The organism is Nonomuraea terrae (genome assembly GCF_044465245.1).
GTDB classification, from domain to species: Bacteria; Actinomycetota; Actinomycetes; order Streptosporangiales; family Streptosporangiaceae; genus Nonomuraea; species Nonomuraea terrae.
In genome coordinates, this window is the sequence record NZ_JBITLL010000010.1 from 43,275 (window position 1) to 58,320 (window position 15,046).

The 15,046-nt window shown below is 71.0% G+C and carries 15 protein-coding genes; 8 read left to right on the forward strand and 7 right to left on the reverse strand.

The window, feature by feature from the left end; all coding sequences use genetic code 11:
• Positions 1-33 precede the first annotated feature (33 nt).
• The 6 genes from ACIBP6_RS45565 (at position 34) to ACIBP6_RS45590 (ending at position 6,244) form a co-directional block, all read left to right on the forward strand.
• Positions 34-720 (forward strand): polysaccharide deacetylase family protein, encoded by a 687-nt coding sequence (locus ACIBP6_RS45565; protein ID WP_397061367.1) that lies wholly within the window; start codon positions 34-36, stop codon positions 718-720.
• Positions 721-1,364: 644 nt separating this feature from the next.
• A complete protein-coding gene (gene ehuB, locus ACIBP6_RS45570; RefSeq protein WP_397061369.1) occupies positions 1,365-2,288 on the forward strand; it encodes an ectoine/hydroxyectoine ABC transporter substrate-binding protein EhuB in 924 nt (307 codons plus the stop codon).
• A gap of 7 nt (positions 2,289-2,295) precedes the next feature.
• A complete protein-coding gene (ehuC, locus tag ACIBP6_RS45575) occupies positions 2,296-3,030 on the forward strand; it encodes an ectoine/hydroxyectoine ABC transporter permease subunit EhuC (RefSeq protein ID WP_397061371.1) in 735 nt (244 codons plus the stop codon).
• Positions 3,027-3,680, forward strand: coding sequence for an ectoine/hydroxyectoine ABC transporter permease subunit EhuD (gene ehuD, locus ACIBP6_RS45580; protein WP_397061373.1), 654 nt, complete (start codon positions 3,027-3,029; stop codon positions 3,678-3,680). The genes ehuC and ehuD overlap by 4 nt, the downstream gene beginning before the upstream one ends.
• Before the next feature lie 46 nt (positions 3,681-3,726).
• Positions 3,727-4,488 (forward strand): ectoine/hydroxyectoine ABC transporter ATP-binding protein EhuA, encoded by a 762-nt coding sequence (ehuA, locus tag ACIBP6_RS45585; protein WP_397061498.1) that lies wholly within the window; start codon positions 3,727-3,729, stop codon positions 4,486-4,488.
• 124 nt (positions 4,489-4,612) lie between these two features.
• Positions 4,613-6,244, forward strand: coding sequence for a hypothetical protein (locus ACIBP6_RS45590; protein WP_397061375.1), 1,632 nt, complete (start codon positions 4,613-4,615; stop codon positions 6,242-6,244).
• Positions 6,245-6,248: 4 nt separating this feature from the next.
• Here the strand turns inward: ACIBP6_RS45590 and ACIBP6_RS45595 are convergent, their stop codons facing one another.
• The 4 genes from ACIBP6_RS45595 to guaA all read right to left on the reverse strand — a co-directional run bounded on the left by ACIBP6_RS45595 (position 6,249) and on the right by guaA (position 11,182).
• On the reverse strand, positions 6,249-6,719 hold the full coding sequence (locus ACIBP6_RS45595; protein WP_397061377.1) for a response regulator: 471 nt from the start codon (positions 6,717-6,719) through the stop codon (positions 6,249-6,251).
• A complete protein-coding gene (locus ACIBP6_RS45600) occupies positions 6,716-8,314 on the reverse strand; it encodes a sensor histidine kinase (RefSeq protein WP_397061379.1) in 1,599 nt (532 codons plus the stop codon). Before ACIBP6_RS45600 ends, ACIBP6_RS45595 begins: the two co-directional genes overlap by 4 nt.
• The gene (locus ACIBP6_RS45605; protein ID WP_397061381.1) at positions 8,311-9,489 is read right to left on the reverse strand and encodes a PP2C family protein-serine/threonine phosphatase; all 1,179 of its coding nucleotides are present in this window, start codon (positions 9,487-9,489) and stop codon (positions 8,311-8,313) included. Before ACIBP6_RS45605 ends, ACIBP6_RS45600 begins: the two co-directional genes overlap by 4 nt.
• 145 nt (positions 9,490-9,634) lie before the next feature.
• Positions 9,635-11,182, reverse strand: coding sequence for a glutamine-hydrolyzing GMP synthase (guaA, locus tag ACIBP6_RS45610; protein ID WP_397061383.1), 1,548 nt, complete (start codon positions 11,180-11,182; stop codon positions 9,635-9,637).
• A 98-nt stretch (positions 11,183-11,280) separates the two neighbouring features.
• Here guaA and ACIBP6_RS45615 point away from each other — a divergent pair, with 98 nt between their 5' ends.
• Positions 11,281-12,228, forward strand: coding sequence for a hypothetical protein (locus ACIBP6_RS45615; protein WP_397061385.1), 948 nt, complete (start codon positions 11,281-11,283; stop codon positions 12,226-12,228).
• Here the strand turns inward: ACIBP6_RS45615 and ACIBP6_RS45620 are convergent.
• Both ACIBP6_RS45620 and ACIBP6_RS45625 read right to left on the reverse strand, forming a co-directional pair.
• On the reverse strand, positions 12,219-12,344 hold the full coding sequence (locus tag ACIBP6_RS45620; protein ID WP_397061387.1) for a hypothetical protein: 126 nt from the start codon (positions 12,342-12,344) through the stop codon (positions 12,219-12,221). The genes ACIBP6_RS45615 and ACIBP6_RS45620 overlap by 10 nt on opposite strands.
• A gap of 69 nt (positions 12,345-12,413) precedes the next feature.
• Positions 12,414-13,907, reverse strand: a complete 1,494-nt coding sequence (locus ACIBP6_RS45625) for a DUF885 family protein (protein ID WP_397061389.1) — start codon at positions 13,905-13,907, stop codon at positions 12,414-12,416.
• A 97-nt stretch (positions 13,908-14,004) separates the two neighbouring features.
• Between ACIBP6_RS45625 and ACIBP6_RS45630 the strand changes: the two genes are divergently transcribed.
• On the forward strand, positions 14,005-14,748 hold the full coding sequence (locus ACIBP6_RS45630) for an N-acetyltransferase (protein WP_165969998.1): 744 nt from the start codon (positions 14,005-14,007) through the stop codon (positions 14,746-14,748).
• Positions 14,749-14,841: 93 nt separating this feature from the next.
• On the opposite strand, the gene ACIBP6_RS45635 is transcribed toward ACIBP6_RS45630, so the two are convergent.
• Entirely contained in the window at positions 14,842-15,033 is a 192-nt protein-coding gene (locus ACIBP6_RS45635) for a hypothetical protein (protein ID WP_397061391.1), read from the reverse strand.
• Positions 15,034-15,046: the final 13 nt, after the last annotated feature.

Below are 15,046 nucleotides of genomic sequence, written 5' to 3' on the forward strand. Positions count from 1 at the left end.
CGGGCGGATGATGTTGGCTCTAGGCTGCTGCCCGTGGTGATTCATGCTCTTCTGGCGGCCTCACTGGCCCTGACGTCCCTCCCTGCCCAGGCGACCGTGAACGCGCCGGGATCCGTCGACTGCAGCCGGGTGAAATGCCTGGCCCTGACCTTCGACGACGGACCGGGAGAGTACACCCCCGCCCTGCTCAAGACGCTCAGGAAAGCCGGCGCCAAGGCGACGTTCTTCCTGGTCGGCGAGCGGGTGGAGAAGAGCCCGAAGGTGGCCAAGGAGATCCTGACCCAGGGCCACGCGATCGGCAACCACACCTACTCCCACGCCGCCCTGCCCGCGCTGCTCGACTACGAGATCCTCGACGAGCTCAAGGTCAACCAAGAGGTGATCGAGAAGGCGACGGGCCTGCGGCCGAAGATGTACCGCCCGCCCTACGGGCAGACCGACGAGCGCGTGCTGCGCGTGGCCGACCAGGCGGAGCTGGCGGAGATCCTCTGGACGGGCACCACGCTCGACTGGAGCCTGCGCGACACCAAGAAGATCAAGACCGTCGTGCTCAAGCTGGCCCAGCGTGACGGCGTGATCCTCATGCACGACGTCGTGCCGCAGACGGTGAAGGTCATGCCCGAGATCCTCAAGGAGCTCAAGAAGCAGGGCTACCACCTGGTGACCGTGCCGACGCTGATGCGCGCCAAGGGCCTGAAGGCCGGGATGAGCTACTTCTAGACCGATGCTTCGACGGCGGTTCCGGACGGGTGACCGTCCCGGGCCGCCGTCGGCGTTTCCACGGTGACGCACATCACCTCAAACGAGGCAAACGACTCAGTTGCCCCGCGCGTCAGATCATCAGGATCACAGGATGACATCAATGCCCTGTGATCCACATCACGTAAAACTTGGCCGCGACGGATCCGTCGTTATCGTGTCGAGATATTTCCGTGACATTCCCGAAACGCTCCTCCAACAGAGGACGATCCTCCGCTGTGAGCGGCGTATCGCCTGCTCAGCAGGCGATCGAGCCGCGCGGCACCCGCGGCCGACACCGTTCAGAAGCCCCGAAAACGGACGAACGCGATGCCCTACCCCCACTTACCGGGGCCTCAAACATCGCAGCCGAAACTCTGTCGAAGAAGGCACCCTGACGGGTTCGCTAGGTTCGGGACACACGTTGGCGAACCGCATCGCCGGCCGACGATCCGCATCCTGATCCCCCGGGAGCGAAGCCGGAGCGGCGAAGCGTGACGCGAGGCCACGGCACCCCCGCCTGGCCTGCTCATCTCGCCCAGAGAGCCGGATGACGGGGACACCCCCGTCTCTTTGGAGCGCTCTGATGAGCTCAATGACGATATCGGCACGAACGGGAGCAAAGCGTGACGGCCAACCGCTGGACGCGTCGGGATTTCTTCAGGAACTCAGGACTGACCGCGGCGGCCATCGTCGGCGCCCCCGCCCTGCTCGCCGGCTGCAGCCGGGTCGAGGACGCGGGTGCCACGCAGAGCGGTGACCCCCTCGCCGCTCTCAGGGCGGCCGGCACGATCAAGGTCGGCATCGCGAACGAGCAGCCGTACGGCTACCGCGACAGCGGCGGCGAGCTGACCGGCGAGGCCATCGAGGTGGCCCGCGCGATCTTCAAGTCGCTCGGCGTGGACACCATGGAGGGACAGATCGTCGACTCCTTCGGCTCCCTGATCCCCGGTCTGCAGTCGAGGCAGTACGACTTCATCGCCGCCGGCATGTCCATCACCCCCGAGCGGTGCGCGGAGATCGCCTTCTCCAACCCCGACTACGCCACCTCGAACGCGCTTCTGGTGACCAAGGGCAACCCCAAGAAGCTCACGAAGTTCGAGGACGTCGCGCAGGGCGACGCCACGGTCGGCGTGTTCGAAGGCGCCGTCGAGAAGGGCTACGCGGAGGCCGCCGGCGTCCCCGGCGACCGGATCCAGGTCTTCCCCAATCAGAACGCCGCCTTCAAGGGCATCCTCGCTGGAAGGGTGGACGCGATCGCGCTGACCGCCGTCTCGCTGCGCTGGACGCTCCAGCAGCAGTACGCCGACGAGCCGCTGGAGGTGACCGAGTCGTTCGTGCCGGTCGTCGACGGCGAGGAGCAGGTCGGCGCCGGCGGGTTCGGCTTCCGCAAGCAGGACACCGCCCTCCGGGACGCGTTCAACGCCGAGCTGAAGAAGCTGCAGGACGCGAACGGCGTGCTGCCGCTCATCGAGAAGTTCGGGTTCACCGCGACCGAGGTCGAGAAGGCGGCCACGCTCACCGCAGAGCAGCTCTGCGCGGCCTCCTGACGCGAGCATGACGACCATCAACCCGTGCAGCGCCGAGCTGCCCGGCACCCTCGGCGAGGCGATGCCGTTCCTGTGCAGGGGCGCCGTCGTCACACTGCAGAGCACGCTCGGCGGCTCCGTGCTCGCCATCGCCATCGCCCTCGTGGTGGGGCTGATGGCGAGCTCGCGCCTGCGGAGCGTGCGCGGCGTCGCCCGCGTGTACATGGAGTTCTTCCGCGGCACGTCGGTCCTGGTGCAGCTGTTCTGGCTCTTCTACGCGATGCCCATCCTCACGGGCTACCAGTTCGACAAGGTCGCCGCCGGCATCCTGGCGCTGGGGCTCAACCTGGGCGCCTACGGCTCGGAAGTGGTGCGCGGCGCGGTGCAGGCGGTTCCCCCCGCCCAGCGGGAGGCCGCCGTCGCGCTCAACTTCACGCCGTACCAGCGGATGCGCCACGTCATCCTGCCGCAGGCGTTCGTCGCCATGGTGCCGCCGATGAACAACCTGCTCATCGAGCTGCTCAAGACGACGTCGCTGCTGTCCGTCATCACCGTGGCCGACCTCGCCTACCAGGGCCGGCTGCTGGTCAACTCGGGCAGCGACCAGCTGATCGTCTTCGCGCTGATGCTGGTGATCTACTTCCTGTTCTCGTACCTGATCACGTTGCTGATGAGGTTCGTCGAGGGGCGGGCGGCGCGGTTGGTGGGCCGTGAACGCCCCCGCCGGCGCCGATCCGCGCCGGCGGTGGAGGGCGCCCGATGATCTGGGACTGGGACTGGACCCTGCAGATCCTGCCCGACCTGCTCACCCAGGGGCTGCTCGTCACCGTGCAGGCGACGCTCGGCGGCGCGGTGCTCGCGTTCGTGCTGGGGTTGTTCCTGGCGTTGCTGCGCCGGTCGCGCAGGGCGTACATCAGCCGCCCGGTGGGCGCGGTCACCGAGTTCATCCGCAGCACGCCGCTGCTGGTGCAGCTGTTCGTCGTCTACTACGTCCTGCCGGACTTCGGCGTCAGCATGACCGCGCTGACGACGGGCATCATCGGGCTCGGCGTGCACTACGCCTGCTACACCGCCGAGGTGTACCGGGCGGGCATCGACGGTGTGCCGAAGGGCCAGTGGGAGGCTGCGGTCGCCCTCAACCTGCCGCGCCACTGGACCTGGATGAGCATCGTCCTCCCGCAGGCCGTACGCCGGTCGCTGCCGGCCCTCGGAAACTACCTGGTCGCGATCTTCAAAGAGTCGCCGCAGCTGTCCGTGATCACCGTCGTCGACGTCATGGGGCTCGCCCGCGAGCTCGGCTCCGAGCGTTTCCGTTACCTGGAGCCGATCACCATCGCCGGTCTGTTCTTCCTGCTCATCGCGATCCCCGCGTCGATCCTCATCCGCCGTATGGAGCGCCGTCTTGACCACTGAAACGCAGCCAGGCAACGCCTCCCCCGCCGAAGCCGATCCGCAGTGGATGATCCGGTTCGACAAGGTCGTCAAACGGTTCGGCGACGTGACCGTCCTGCGTGAGCTGGACTTCCACGTCAGGCCCGGCGAGCGCGTCACCCTGATCGGCCCCAGCGGATCGGGCAAGACCACCATCCTGCGTCTGCTGATGACCCTCGAGCGCGTCACCTCCGGCACCATCGAGGTCGACGGCCAGTACCTGTCCCACATGCGGCGCGGCGACCGGCTCGTGCCCGCCGACGAACGGCACCTGCGCCAGGTCCGCAAGAAGGTCGGCATGGTGTTCCAGCAGTTCAACCTGTTCCCGAACATGAACGTGCTGCGCAACATCACCGAGGCGCCGGTGCGCGCGCTCGGCGTCCCGCGTGACCAGGCGGAGGCGAAGGCCCGCGAGCTGCTGGAGATGGTCGAGCTGGCCGACAAGGCGGACGAGCACCCGTCACGGTTGTCCGGCGGCCAGCAGCAGCGGGTCGCCATCGCGCGGGCGCTCGCGATGGAGCCCGAGGTGCTGCTGCTCGACGAGGTCACCTCCGCGCTCGACCCCGAGCTCGTCTCCGGCGTGCAGAGTCTGCTGCGCGACATCGCCCAGCAGGGCAACCTGACACTGCTGTGCGTCACCCACGAGATGCGCTTCGCCAGGGACATCTCCGACCGGGTCCTCATGTTCGACCAGGGCCAGATCGTCGAGGAGGGGGATCCCGAGCAGATCTTCACCGAGCCGACGCACCAGCGCACCCGGGACTTCCTCCAGGCGGTGCTGGGCGCCTGAGCCTCAAGGGGCTGAAAAAGCGCGCTCACCACCGCGTCTCGCCTCCGCGTCGCTCCCCGCGGGCGCGCGGGGGCTGGGGGAGGATATTTCGCGTACGTCTCCCGTCAGCCCCGGATCGGAATTCATGGCGCGTGACAGCAGGCCGAGGGCGCCCCTCGCCACCTTCCTGATCATCCAGGCGGTGCTCGGATGCTGGTGGGCGGCCTTCTACCCCGGCCTGTTCAGCCGCGACTCCGTCCTCTACCTCAGCCACACCGTGGCCGGCCCGTGGGTGAGCGACCATTCGGTGGTCTACGACGCGCTGCTGTGGCTGAGCTTCACCGGCACGGGAGACCTCGGGGCGGTCACGTTCCTGCAGACCACGGCCATGGCCGGGGCGCTGACGTATCTCGCGCAGTCGTTGCAGGCGCTGGGCGCGCCGCGCCTGCTGACCACCGCGGTGGCCGTGTTGATGCCGCTGGCCCCGCCGGTGGGCGCGTTCACGGTGACGTTGTGGAAGGACGTGCCGTTCACGATCTGCGCGGTGGCGGCCGCGGGAGTGTGCGCGCGCATCGCGGCGCGGCGGGCCGTGACCGGGCCGGCGCTGCTCGGGCTGGCGGCGTCGCTCGCGGCGCTGGGGTTGTTCCGCGCCAACGGCTTCCTGGTGGCGGGTGTGGCCGTGCTCGGGCTCATGGCGGTCGTCCGTACGGCACGCGTGCGGCTGCTGGTCGCCGGCGGGCTCGCCGCGGCGCTGCCCCTCGTGCTCAGCACCATGGTCTTCCCGCGCTTCGGCATCACCCCGGCCTCGAACACGTACGTCTACCACACGGCCTACGGCGACATCGCGGTCGCCTACCGGCAGCATCCCGAGCTGTTCACCGACCGGGACCGGGCGCTCATGGAGTCGGTGGCCCCGCTCACGCGGTGGCGGGAGGGCGGCACCTGCTACACCGTCAACCCGCTGATCTGGCGGCGCGACTTCAGCTGGACGCAGGCCGACGCGCGCGCCGGCGAGCTGCTGAGCCTGTGGCGGCGGCTGCTGGTGAGCGACCCGGCGACGATCGTCTCCGCGCGGCTGTGCCGGGGGTCGATCGCGTGGCGGCCCGTGCAGGACGAGGCGGCGGTCGGGGGCGGGACGTACCGGTTGTCGCTGCGGCCGAACGCCGACACCTACGTCGGGCCGGGCAAGGTGGCGGACTTCCCCGGCCGGTCGGTGTACTCGCTGCGCCCGCTGTCCATGGGGCTGAACGACCTCGCCGACCGATGGCTGACCTCAGCCCTCGCCCCCCGCCACGACTGGGCGCTGTGGCGGGGGGCGTCATGGGCGTACCTGTGTTACGTGAGCGTGGCGCTGGCGGCGTGGGCGCTGCGCAACCGGTACGCGCTCGCGGTGGCCGCGGTGGTGGCCGGGCAGCAACTGGCGGTGCTGGCCAACATCTCGGCACAGGACTTCCGGTACATGGCCGCGCCGATCCTCGTCGGGGTGCTGCTGGTGCCGCTGCTGCTCGGCAGCGTGGCGCGGCTGCTCGCCGAGCTCGTACGGACCCGCGCGCGGCGGCTGCGCGGCACACCGGCACAGCCCGGGACAACGCAGCCGGAGCCGGTCGTGCCGCTGCTCAGCGAACCCGAGCCGGAGGACGACCCCACCGAGCCGCTCCCCGAGACCGCCGACGAGACCGACGAGCCCACGGAGCCGTTGGAGGAGGACACCGCGCCGATGCCGGTGCCCCCCGAGGTCGTGCCCGGCGCGCCCCCCGGCAGGGAGCAGGACGGCTGACCCGTCAGGCGGTGGGGTTCTCGCCGCCGGTCGCGCCGACGCGGCCGGGCAGGCGCACCACCGTGACGAAGAACTCGTCGATCTGCCGAATGACCGTCATGAACCGGTCGAGGTCGACGGGCTTGGTCACGTACGCGTTCGCGAACAGCTTGTAGCTGCGCAGGATGTCCTCCTCCGCCGAGGAGGTCGTCAGGACGACCACGGGGATGGCGCGCAGGTCGGGATCGCCCTTGATCTTCTCCAGCACCTGGCGGCCGTCGTACTTCGGCAGGTTGAGGTCGAGCAGGATGAGATCGGGGCGCGGCGCACCGGCGTGCACGCCGCGCTGGTAGACGAAGTCGAGCGCCTCCAGCCCGTCTCTCACCACGTGGAGGTTGTTGCGGATCTTGTTGTCCTCGAACGCCTCGCGGGTGATGAGCTCGTCACCGGGATCGTCCTCGACCAGCAGGACTTCGATGGGTTGCCCGGTCGTCATGAGCTGTTTCCTTCGTGATCGGTGCCCGCGGCGGCGATCTGCGGCCGCGGGTGGTGGGGGCCGGTCGGCAGGGTGAAGCAGAGGCGCGCGCCGCCGGCGTAGGCGGTGTCGAGCCAGATCCGGCCGCCGTGGTTTTCCACGATCTTCTTGCACATCGCCAGGCCGATGCCGGTGCCGCTGTAGGCCTCGCGGCTGTGCAGGCGCTGGAAGATGACGAAGACCTTGTCGGCGAACTCGGCTTCGATGCCGATGCCGTTGTCCTCGACCGAGAACAGCCAGCCCTCCTCCGCGGGTTCGCAGCCGATGCGGATCACCGGCGCGCGCCCGGGGTCGCGGAACTTGATCGCGTTGCTGACGAGGTTCTGCCAGAGCAGGCCCAGCATGGTGGGATCGCCGACGACGCTGGGCAGCTCGGCGGGGCGTTCGACGCGGGCGCCCGACTCCTCGACGGCGGCCGACAGGTCGTCGATCACCTTCTCCAGCGTCTCGCCCAGGTCGACGGGGCAGCGGTCGTCGTAGACGCGGCCCACCCGGGAGAAGCTCAGCAGGTCGTTGATCAGCACCTGCATGCGGGTGGCGCCGTCGACCGCGAAGCGGATGTACTGGGTGCCGCGTTCGTCGAGAACCTCGCCATAACGCTTCTCCAGGAGCTGGCAGAAGGTGGCGACCTTGCGCAGCGGCTCCTGCAGGTCGTGGGAGGCCACGTACGCGAACTGCTCCAGCTCGGCGTTCGAACGGCGCAGCTCCACCGCCTGGGCGTCGAGGTCGGCGGCCTGCTCGCGCAGCAGCACCTGCCGGCGGTGCGACTCGCCCAGCGCTTCGACGATCTTCAGCCGCATCAGGTCGACGTCTCTGGCGACCTCGCGGATGTCGGCCGGGCCGCGCGCGGGGATGGCGTGGTCGAAGTCGCCGGCGGTGATGTGGCGGGAGGCCGTGCGCAGCTCGTCGAGCGGCCGCCCGACGGCACGGCGCAGCAGCACGGCCATCGCCAGCGCCGCCACAGGGAAGACCACGAGCATGGCGACGAACGCCAGGTTGCGGGTGCGCTCGGCCTGGTCGAGCTGCTCCTGCACCCGCGCGCGCAGATCGGCCAGCCGGTCGTTCTGCCGCTCCAGCAGCGCCCGGATCTCGTCGAACGCCTGCTTGCCCTCCTCCACCGCGCCGGACGACACGGACCCGTCCGCGCGCTCCCGCGTCAGGGGCCCGGCGTAGTCGCTGCGCCACGCTTCGGCACGTGCGCTGATGGCGTCCAGGCCGGCCAGCAGGTCGGGGCGGTCGGAGACGAGGCCGGCCAGCTGCCGGCGGCTGTGCCGTTCGGCCGCCACGCCGTCGTCGTACGGCTGCAGGAGCGACCGATCGCCGGTCAGCAGGAAGCCGCGCACCCCGGTCTCCTGGTCGATCAGGGCCTTCTGCAGCTGGGCCGCCTCGATGCTGGCCGGGGAGACCCGCGTGGTCAGCTGGTCGGACAGCCGGTTCGTACGGTCGAGCGTGATGGCCCCGATCCCGGCGCAGACCGCGATCAGAATCGTGATGGCCACGAGCACGACCACGAACCAGCCCTGCACCGTCAGCCGCCGCCACCCCCGCTCGCTCATGACCGTGCCTTCCAGCGCAGATGGACCACCGCCAGGTCGTCGGCCGCCGCCTCGGGCGCGGTGACGGACTCGACGTCGGCGAGCAGCGCGTCGAGGAAGCCCTCGCCGTCGAGGTGCGCGTGGCGGCGCGCGAGGTCGAGCAGGCCCTCCTCACCCAGCCAGCGCGGCGGCTCGCCGGGCAGCCGGCGCTCGAACAGCCCGTCGGTGTACAACGTGATCCCGGCGTCCTCGGGCAGCTCCAGGACGTCCTGGTGCCAGTCGGCCTCGACCGGCAGGCCGAGCGCGAGGCTCTGGCCGGGGTCGGCGAGGGTGACCTGGTCGCCGTCGTGCAGCAACATGCCGGGATGGCCCGCTCGCCACAGCCTGAGTGTGCGCTGGTCGGGCTCCAGCACCAGCGTGGTCATCGTCACGAAGATCTCCCCACCGGGACGCTCCGCTTCGAGGATGCGTTCGAGCCGGCGCAGCAGGGCGGCGCCGGTCACCCCGCTGAGCACCAGCGCCCGCCAGGCGATGCGCAGGCAGACGCCGAGCGCGGCCTCGTCGGGACCGTGGCCGCACACGTCGCCGATCACCGCGTGCACGGCCTTGTCGTCGGACTCCACCACGTCGAAGAAGTCGCCGCCGAGCGTGGCCGAGCCCCTGCTCGCGCGGTAGCGGGTGGCCACCTCGATCGGCATGTTCTGCAGCAGCGGCGTCGGCAGCAGGCCGCGCTCCAGGCGGGCGTTCTCCTTCGCGCGCATGCGCTCGGCGTGTAACGCGACAGCCGCCTGCTCGGCCTGCTTGCGCTGCATGGCGTAACGCAGCGACCGGCCCAGCCACTCGGGCTCCACCCGGCCCTTGACCAGGTAGTCCTGCGCGCCCGCGGTCACCGCCGCGAGGCCCGCCTGCTCCTCGGCCAGGCCGGTGAGCACCACCACGGCCGCGTCGCCGGCCTCCGCCAGCACGGAGGACAGCGCGGAGAACTCGTACGCGTCGGGCAGCCCGAGGTCCAGCAGCACACACTGGGGGCGCAGCCGGCGCAGCGCCCGCCGGGCGGCGTCGACCGAACGCACCCACTCCAGGCGCACCGCGAAACCGCTGTCGGCCAGCAACTCCTCGACGATCAACGCGTCCTGCGGGTCGTCCTCCACGAGCAGCACCAGCGGCTGCCGGCTCTCGTCACTCGCATGAGGCATCCAGGCCCTGCCACCCTTCTAGACCGCGAACGTGAGCACCCAAGTCATCGACACCTTGAATGTCCCATTGCCAACTACGGTCTGAGTTGGCCCAGGGCCAGCCTCCTCTTCCCATCCTCGTCGCCTGTATGCCTGGGGATGACCGTCACTCCCACTCGATGGTGCCCGGCGGCTTGCTGGTCACGTCGAGGACGACGCGGTTGACCTCGCGGACCTCGTTGGTGATGCGGGTCGAGATGTGCGACAGCACGTCGTAGGGCACCCGCGACCAGTCGGCGGTCATCGCGTCTTCCGAGGTCACCGGGCGCAGCACCACCGGGTGACCGTACGTGCGGCCGTCTCCCTGCACCCCGACCGAGCGGACGTCGGCGAGCAGGACCACCGGGCACTGCCAGATCTGCCGGTCGAGGCCGGCGCGGGAGAGCTCCTCGCGGGCGATCGCGTCGGCCTCCCGGAGGATGGCCAGGCGCTCGCGGGTGACCTCGCCGACGATGCGGATGCCGAGGCCAGGGCCGGGGAACGGCTGACGCCAGACCATCGCGGGCGGCAGGCCCAGCTCTTCGCCGGCGCGGCGCACCTCGTCCTTGAACAGCGCGCGCAGCGGCTCCACCAGGGTGAACTCGATGTCTTCCGGCAGGCCGCCGACGTTGTGGTGGGACTTGATGTTGGCCGTGCCCGTGCCGCCGCCCGACTCGACCACGTCGGGGTAGAGCGTGCCCTGGACGAGGAACTGCACCGGGCCGTCGGCCATGATGGCGCGCTGCTCGTCCTCGAAGACGCGGATGAACTCGCGCCCGATGATCTTGCGCTTCTCCTCCGGGTCGGAGACGCCCGCGAGGGCCTTCAGGAAGCGCTCCTCGGCGTCGACCACGCGCAGCTTGACGCCCGTGGCGGCCACGAAGTCGCGCTCGACCTGCTCGGCCTCGCCCTTGCGCAGCAGGCCGTGGTCGACGAAGACGCACGTCAGCCGGTCGCCGATGGCCCGCTGGACGATCGCGGCGGCCACCGCGGAGTCGACCCCGCCGGACAGCGCGCAGATCGCGCGGCCGTCGCCCACCTGGCGGCGCACGGCCTCGATGGAGTCTTCGACGATGTTGAGCATCGTCCACGCCGGGCGGCAGCCGGCCACCTCGAGGAAGCGCTTGAGCACCGTCTGGCCGTGCTCGGTGTGGAGCACCTCGGGGTGGAACTGCACGCCGTAGAGACCGCGCTCGGTGTGCTCGAACGCGGCGACCGGCGTCTGACGGGTCGAGGCCGTCACCAGGAAGCCCTCAGGGGCCGCGGCCACGCTGTCGCCGTGGGACATCCAGACCGTCTGGCTCGCCGGCAGGCCGGTGAAGATGACACCCTGGTCGAGCACCTCCAGCGGGGTGCCGCCGTATTCGGCGACCCCCGTGCGGGCCACCTCGCCGCCCAGCGCCTGCGCCATGGCCTGGAAGCCGTAGCAGATGCCGAACGTGGGCACGCCCGTCTCGAACAGCCCCTGCGGCACGGCGGGAGCGCCGTCGGCGTAGACGGAGGACGGGCCCCCGGACAGGATGATCGCCTTGGGGTTCTTCGCCATCATCTCCTCGACCGTCATGGACGACGGGACGATCTCGGAGTAGACGTGACACTCACGCACTCGCCTGGCGATAAGTTGCGCGTACTGAGCGCCGAAGTCGACGACCAGCACTGTGTCGAATTCAGACACCGTGAACCCTCCCCAAAGGCGAAATGCGGTAGCCCCAGTCTATCGGCACCGCGTCTCACACCTGGCCCGCCGGGGGCCTGACGTGCTACCACAGAACGATGGATCTTGTCTGGCCGGTGACCGCGTGGGCGCTCTGGTTCGCCGCGCTGGCCGCCGCCTTCAAGGTGTCCGGTCGCGACAGAGCCCTCCGGCAGGCACCCGAGGACGCCGTGCCCGCCCCCGTGGCGGAGCTCTTACGCGGCATGCGCCCTCAGGACGTGTTCCACACGACGCTGTTCGACCTCGTCACGCGCGGCTGGATGACGATCGAGGGCGACCGTCTCTCCCTGGCGCCGCCGCCGGAGCGGCCGCTCGTCCCGTACGAGCAGTGGGCGCTGGAACGGGTGCGCGCCCGGATGGCGGGGGCGCGGCGGGCGCCGGTGATCGCGCTCATGCCGGAGGCGGCCGATCTCGACAGGCGTTTCGTGCCGCTCGTCCGGGAGTGCGCCATCGACCTGGGGCTGGCGCGGCGGCGCTGGCAGACCATGATCGTGCCGCTGCTGCTCGCGGTCGCGCTCGTCGTCCCCTGGTACGCCACCGTGAGCCTGTCCGGCATCTCCTGGTTGGGAACGATCGCGACGATGGTGTCGTGGCTGGCCGGCATCGGTCTGCTGGTGAGCGGCCGGGGTTTCCTGCTGACCGCGCGCGGCCGGGAGGTCGCCGGCCCTGGCCCGGTGCCGGTGAACCCGCAGCAGGAGTGGATCTTCACGGGCAGCGGCTGGCAGGGCGTCGAGATCGAGCCCGCCGCGCCCTCGCGGGCCCGGGAGCGCTTGGAGGCCGCCGGGCACGTCGTCAAACGCTGGGTGAAGGTCGAGTCGGTCGGCGAGTCGAACTCACGCACCCGCTACTACGTCGCCCTGCACGACGGCGTCTCGGCGAAGGCCACGGCGTACGAGGTGGGCGCGGGGGTCTACCGCGACGTGCTGCCGGGCGACTCCGTGCGGCTGCTGGTCAAGCCGCGCAAGGGGGCGGTGGTGCGGGTGCTGGCGCACGACCGTCACTGGTAGCCGGGCAGGTCCTCGGCCTGCCCGCGCGGCCGGCCGGCGTGGGAGGGGCCGGCCGGCACGAGGAACCGTTCGTCGTGGATGGCCTTCACGAGGTCGGCGATCTCCGACGGCTCCACCCCCTGCTCGGCCGCCTCGCGCGAGTAGAGCTCGGGCCGGAATCCCCAGCCGTCAGGCCGGGGAGCACGTCAAAGGATCGCGCCGATCAGGCCCAGCGGGGGCGCGCCGAGGTCGAGCAGCGCCTTGTGGAAGCGCTGCACGGTGAACTCCGCACCCCATTCCTTGCGCGCCTGCTCGCGCAGGTCCTGGATGAGCAGCTTGCCCCAGGTGTAGCGGCCGTAGGTCGGGTCGAACGACGCCCGCCTGGCCTCCGACAACGCCGCCGGGCCCGCCAGGTGGGTGTCGGACTCGAAGCGCCGGGCGCCGTCCTCGACCGTCATCTGGCCGGTGTGCACACCGATCGCGCAGGCCAGCCGGGTGACGCGGATGAGGGCCTCCACCCAGACGCCGATCTCGAAACGCGGGTCGCCGGCCTCGAAGCCCTCCTCGACGCAGAGCTCCTCGGCGTAGTGGGCCCAGCCCTCGATGAACGACATCGACTGCAGCAGCCTGCGGACGTCGGAGGGGGCCCGGCGCAGCGCCCTGGCGTGCGAGAAGTGGCCGGGGGCGACCTCGTGCACGTTGATCGCCGGCAGGGTCGCCCGGCTGAAGACCTCCAGCCACTCCTCCTGCTCGTGCGCGGGCCAGGACGGGTCGGGCGGGGTGACGTGGTACCACGACGGGCCCTCCGGCTCGCCGGGCGCGTTCCACGCCATCATGGCCATCGCCCAGCGGCGCGACTCGGGCGCGGGGCCGACCAGGCACTCGCCGTCGTGGTACGGCACCAGGTCCTTCTCGCGGGTGAACGCGATGGCCTTCTCCGTGCCGACGCGGGCCGCCTCGATCACGCCGTCGGCGTCGGGGTGGTCCTTGACCAGCTCGCGTACGACGTCGAGCGGCGCGCGGTCCTTCTCCCCCAGCTTGGCGCAGGACTCGGCGAGCAGGCCCATGAGGCGGTCGCGCTCGGCGTCGGCGCGCTCGGCCAGCCTGCCGAGGTCGACCGGCAGCCCCTCCGCGGTGCCCATCAGCGTGGCCAGCGCCTGGCCGCCGAGCGCGGCGTCGGGGTCGCCCTCGGTCGTGGCGCGCTCGACGTGCGCGACCAACCGGGCGTGCGCCGTCAGCGCGGTCTCGTCGGTGACGCCGGCCGCCAGGCCCTTGACCGCGCCGATCAGGGACCGCGCGACCGGGGCGGGCACCTGGTCGAGCGCGGCGACGGCCTGGTCGACGGCCTCGGGCCAGCGGGCGAGGTGGGCGGCCTTGGCCGCGGCGCGCTCCTCGGCCGGGGCGTAGTCGCGGTCGTAGCAGGCGAGGTCGAGGTTGGACAGGTGGATCAGGGGGTTCTTGCGGTGCAGTTCGAGCTCGCCGTACTCGTGGCGCAGACTCGCCTCGAACACCTGGAGGTGCCTGGCGTCGTGCGGGTCCGCGGGCAGGTCGCCCTCGCCGAGCCGGGCCAGCCCGGCGCGTACGCCGTCGGGCGACAGGTCCTGGATCTCGCCGTCGTACTCGTGCCTGCCCGCTCCTTCGCGCGCCTCGGCCACGCCCAGGTCGAGGATGGCTCGCAGCCTGGCGTCAAGTTCTGTCATGCCGCCGACGCTAGCGCACCGGATGCCGACCTTTAAGTCTCGAAATTTGCTGATAAATGCGGCTCTTTCTGGGCGGGAGGCGGGCAGGATGATCGACATGGCCCTCCAGATCACGACGCTCGCCGAGCGCCCCGGCTTCGCGCCCGCGTTATGGGACATGGACCACACGTGGCACGAGTTCGTGCTGAACGACCCCGTGGCCGACCTGTTCTACGCGATCGCCACCACGACGTACGCCGACTACGTGCTGGTCGCCGACGACGACGCCGAACCCGGCCGGATGGTCGCGCGGGCCTGCATGATGCCGTACGTGGTGAAGGGCGACGAGCTGCCCGACGACGGGTGGGACGCGGTGATCCGCTCCGGCTGGCTGGCCCGCGAGCGCGGCGACAAGCCGGACGCGATCTCCGCGCTGGAGATCACCGTCCGCCGCGACCTGCTCGGCACCGGGCTGTCCGGACGGATGCTGGCCGCCATGCGACGGCATGCCGCGGGGCTCGGATTCCGCGAGCTGGTCGCCCCCGTACGCCCCAACGGCAAGCACCTCGAACCGCACACCCCCATGGCGGAGTACGCCTGGCGCACCCGCGAGGACGGCCTGCCGCACGACGCCTGGCTACGGGTGCACGTACGGGCGGGCGGCAAGATCGTCAAAGTGGCGCCGCGGTCCATGACGGTGTCGGGCACGCTGGACGAGTGGCGCGCGTGGACGGGCCTGCCGTTCGACCGCACGGGCCCGATCGAGGTGCCGGGCGCGCTCACCCCTGTGCACAGCGACGTGACCCACGACCACGCCGTCTACGTGGAACCGAACGTCTGGGTCAGCCACGACCTGACCTGACCCGCGGACCGCGGACGTCGCCGCGCCCGCGTCGACGTCTCCTCCGCACGGGGCGGTCCTCCTCGGCCACGCCGACGGGGACGCGTGCGTCGCTCAGCCGCCCACCGGGCCGAACGCCTCGCGCGGGCGGCTCGTGTGCCGGGCCGGGTCGAGGCCGCGTTCGGTCGCCCAGGCGTGGACCGTGGTGAGGCGCCGGTCGGCAGCGCGCTCGCGCACCGGGAGGTCGACCAGCGGCGTGGGCGTGCCTGCCGCCGGCACGCCGAGAGCCCGCTCCGTCCCCCTCATGCCGGCCGGCCCG

What these genes read in the sequence shown, in the direction of transcription:
- ehuC (WP_397061371.1), top strand. Translation starts at nt 2,296, where the DNA reads ATGACGACCATCAACCCGTGCAGCGCCGAGCTGCCCGGCACCCTCGGC.
- ehuD (WP_397061373.1), top strand. Translation starts at nt 3,027, where the DNA reads ATGATCTGGGACTGGGACTGGACCCTGCAGATCCTGCCCGACCTGCTC.
- ehuA (WP_397061498.1), top strand. Translation starts at nt 3,727, where the DNA reads ATGATCCGGTTCGACAAGGTCGTCAAACGGTTCGGCGACGTGACCGTC.
- ACIBP6_RS45590 (WP_397061375.1), top strand. Translation starts at nt 4,613, where the DNA reads ATGGCGCGTGACAGCAGGCCGAGGGCGCCCCTCGCCACCTTCCTGATC.
- ACIBP6_RS45595 (WP_397061377.1), bottom strand. Translation starts at nt 6,719, where the DNA reads ATGACGACCGGGCAACCCATCGAAGTCCTGCTGGTCGAGGACGATCCC.
- ACIBP6_RS45600 (WP_397061379.1), bottom strand. Translation starts at nt 8,314, where the DNA reads ATGAGCGAGCGGGGGTGGCGGCGGCTGACGGTGCAGGGCTGGTTCGTG.
- ACIBP6_RS45605 (WP_397061381.1), bottom strand. Translation starts at nt 9,489, where the DNA reads ATGCCTCATGCGAGTGACGAGAGCCGGCAGCCGCTGGTGCTGCTCGTG.
- ACIBP6_RS45615 (WP_397061385.1), top strand. Translation starts at nt 11,281, where the DNA reads ATGGATCTTGTCTGGCCGGTGACCGCGTGGGCGCTCTGGTTCGCCGCG.
- ACIBP6_RS45625 (WP_397061389.1), bottom strand. Translation starts at nt 13,907, where the DNA reads ATGACAGAACTTGACGCCAGGCTGCGAGCCATCCTCGACCTGGGCGTG.
- ACIBP6_RS45630 (WP_165969998.1), top strand. Translation starts at nt 14,005, where the DNA reads ATGGCCCTCCAGATCACGACGCTCGCCGAGCGCCCCGGCTTCGCGCCC.
- ACIBP6_RS45635 (WP_397061391.1), bottom strand. Translation starts at nt 15,033, where the DNA reads ATGAGGGGGACGGAGCGGGCTCTCGGCGTGCCGGCGGCAGGCACGCCC.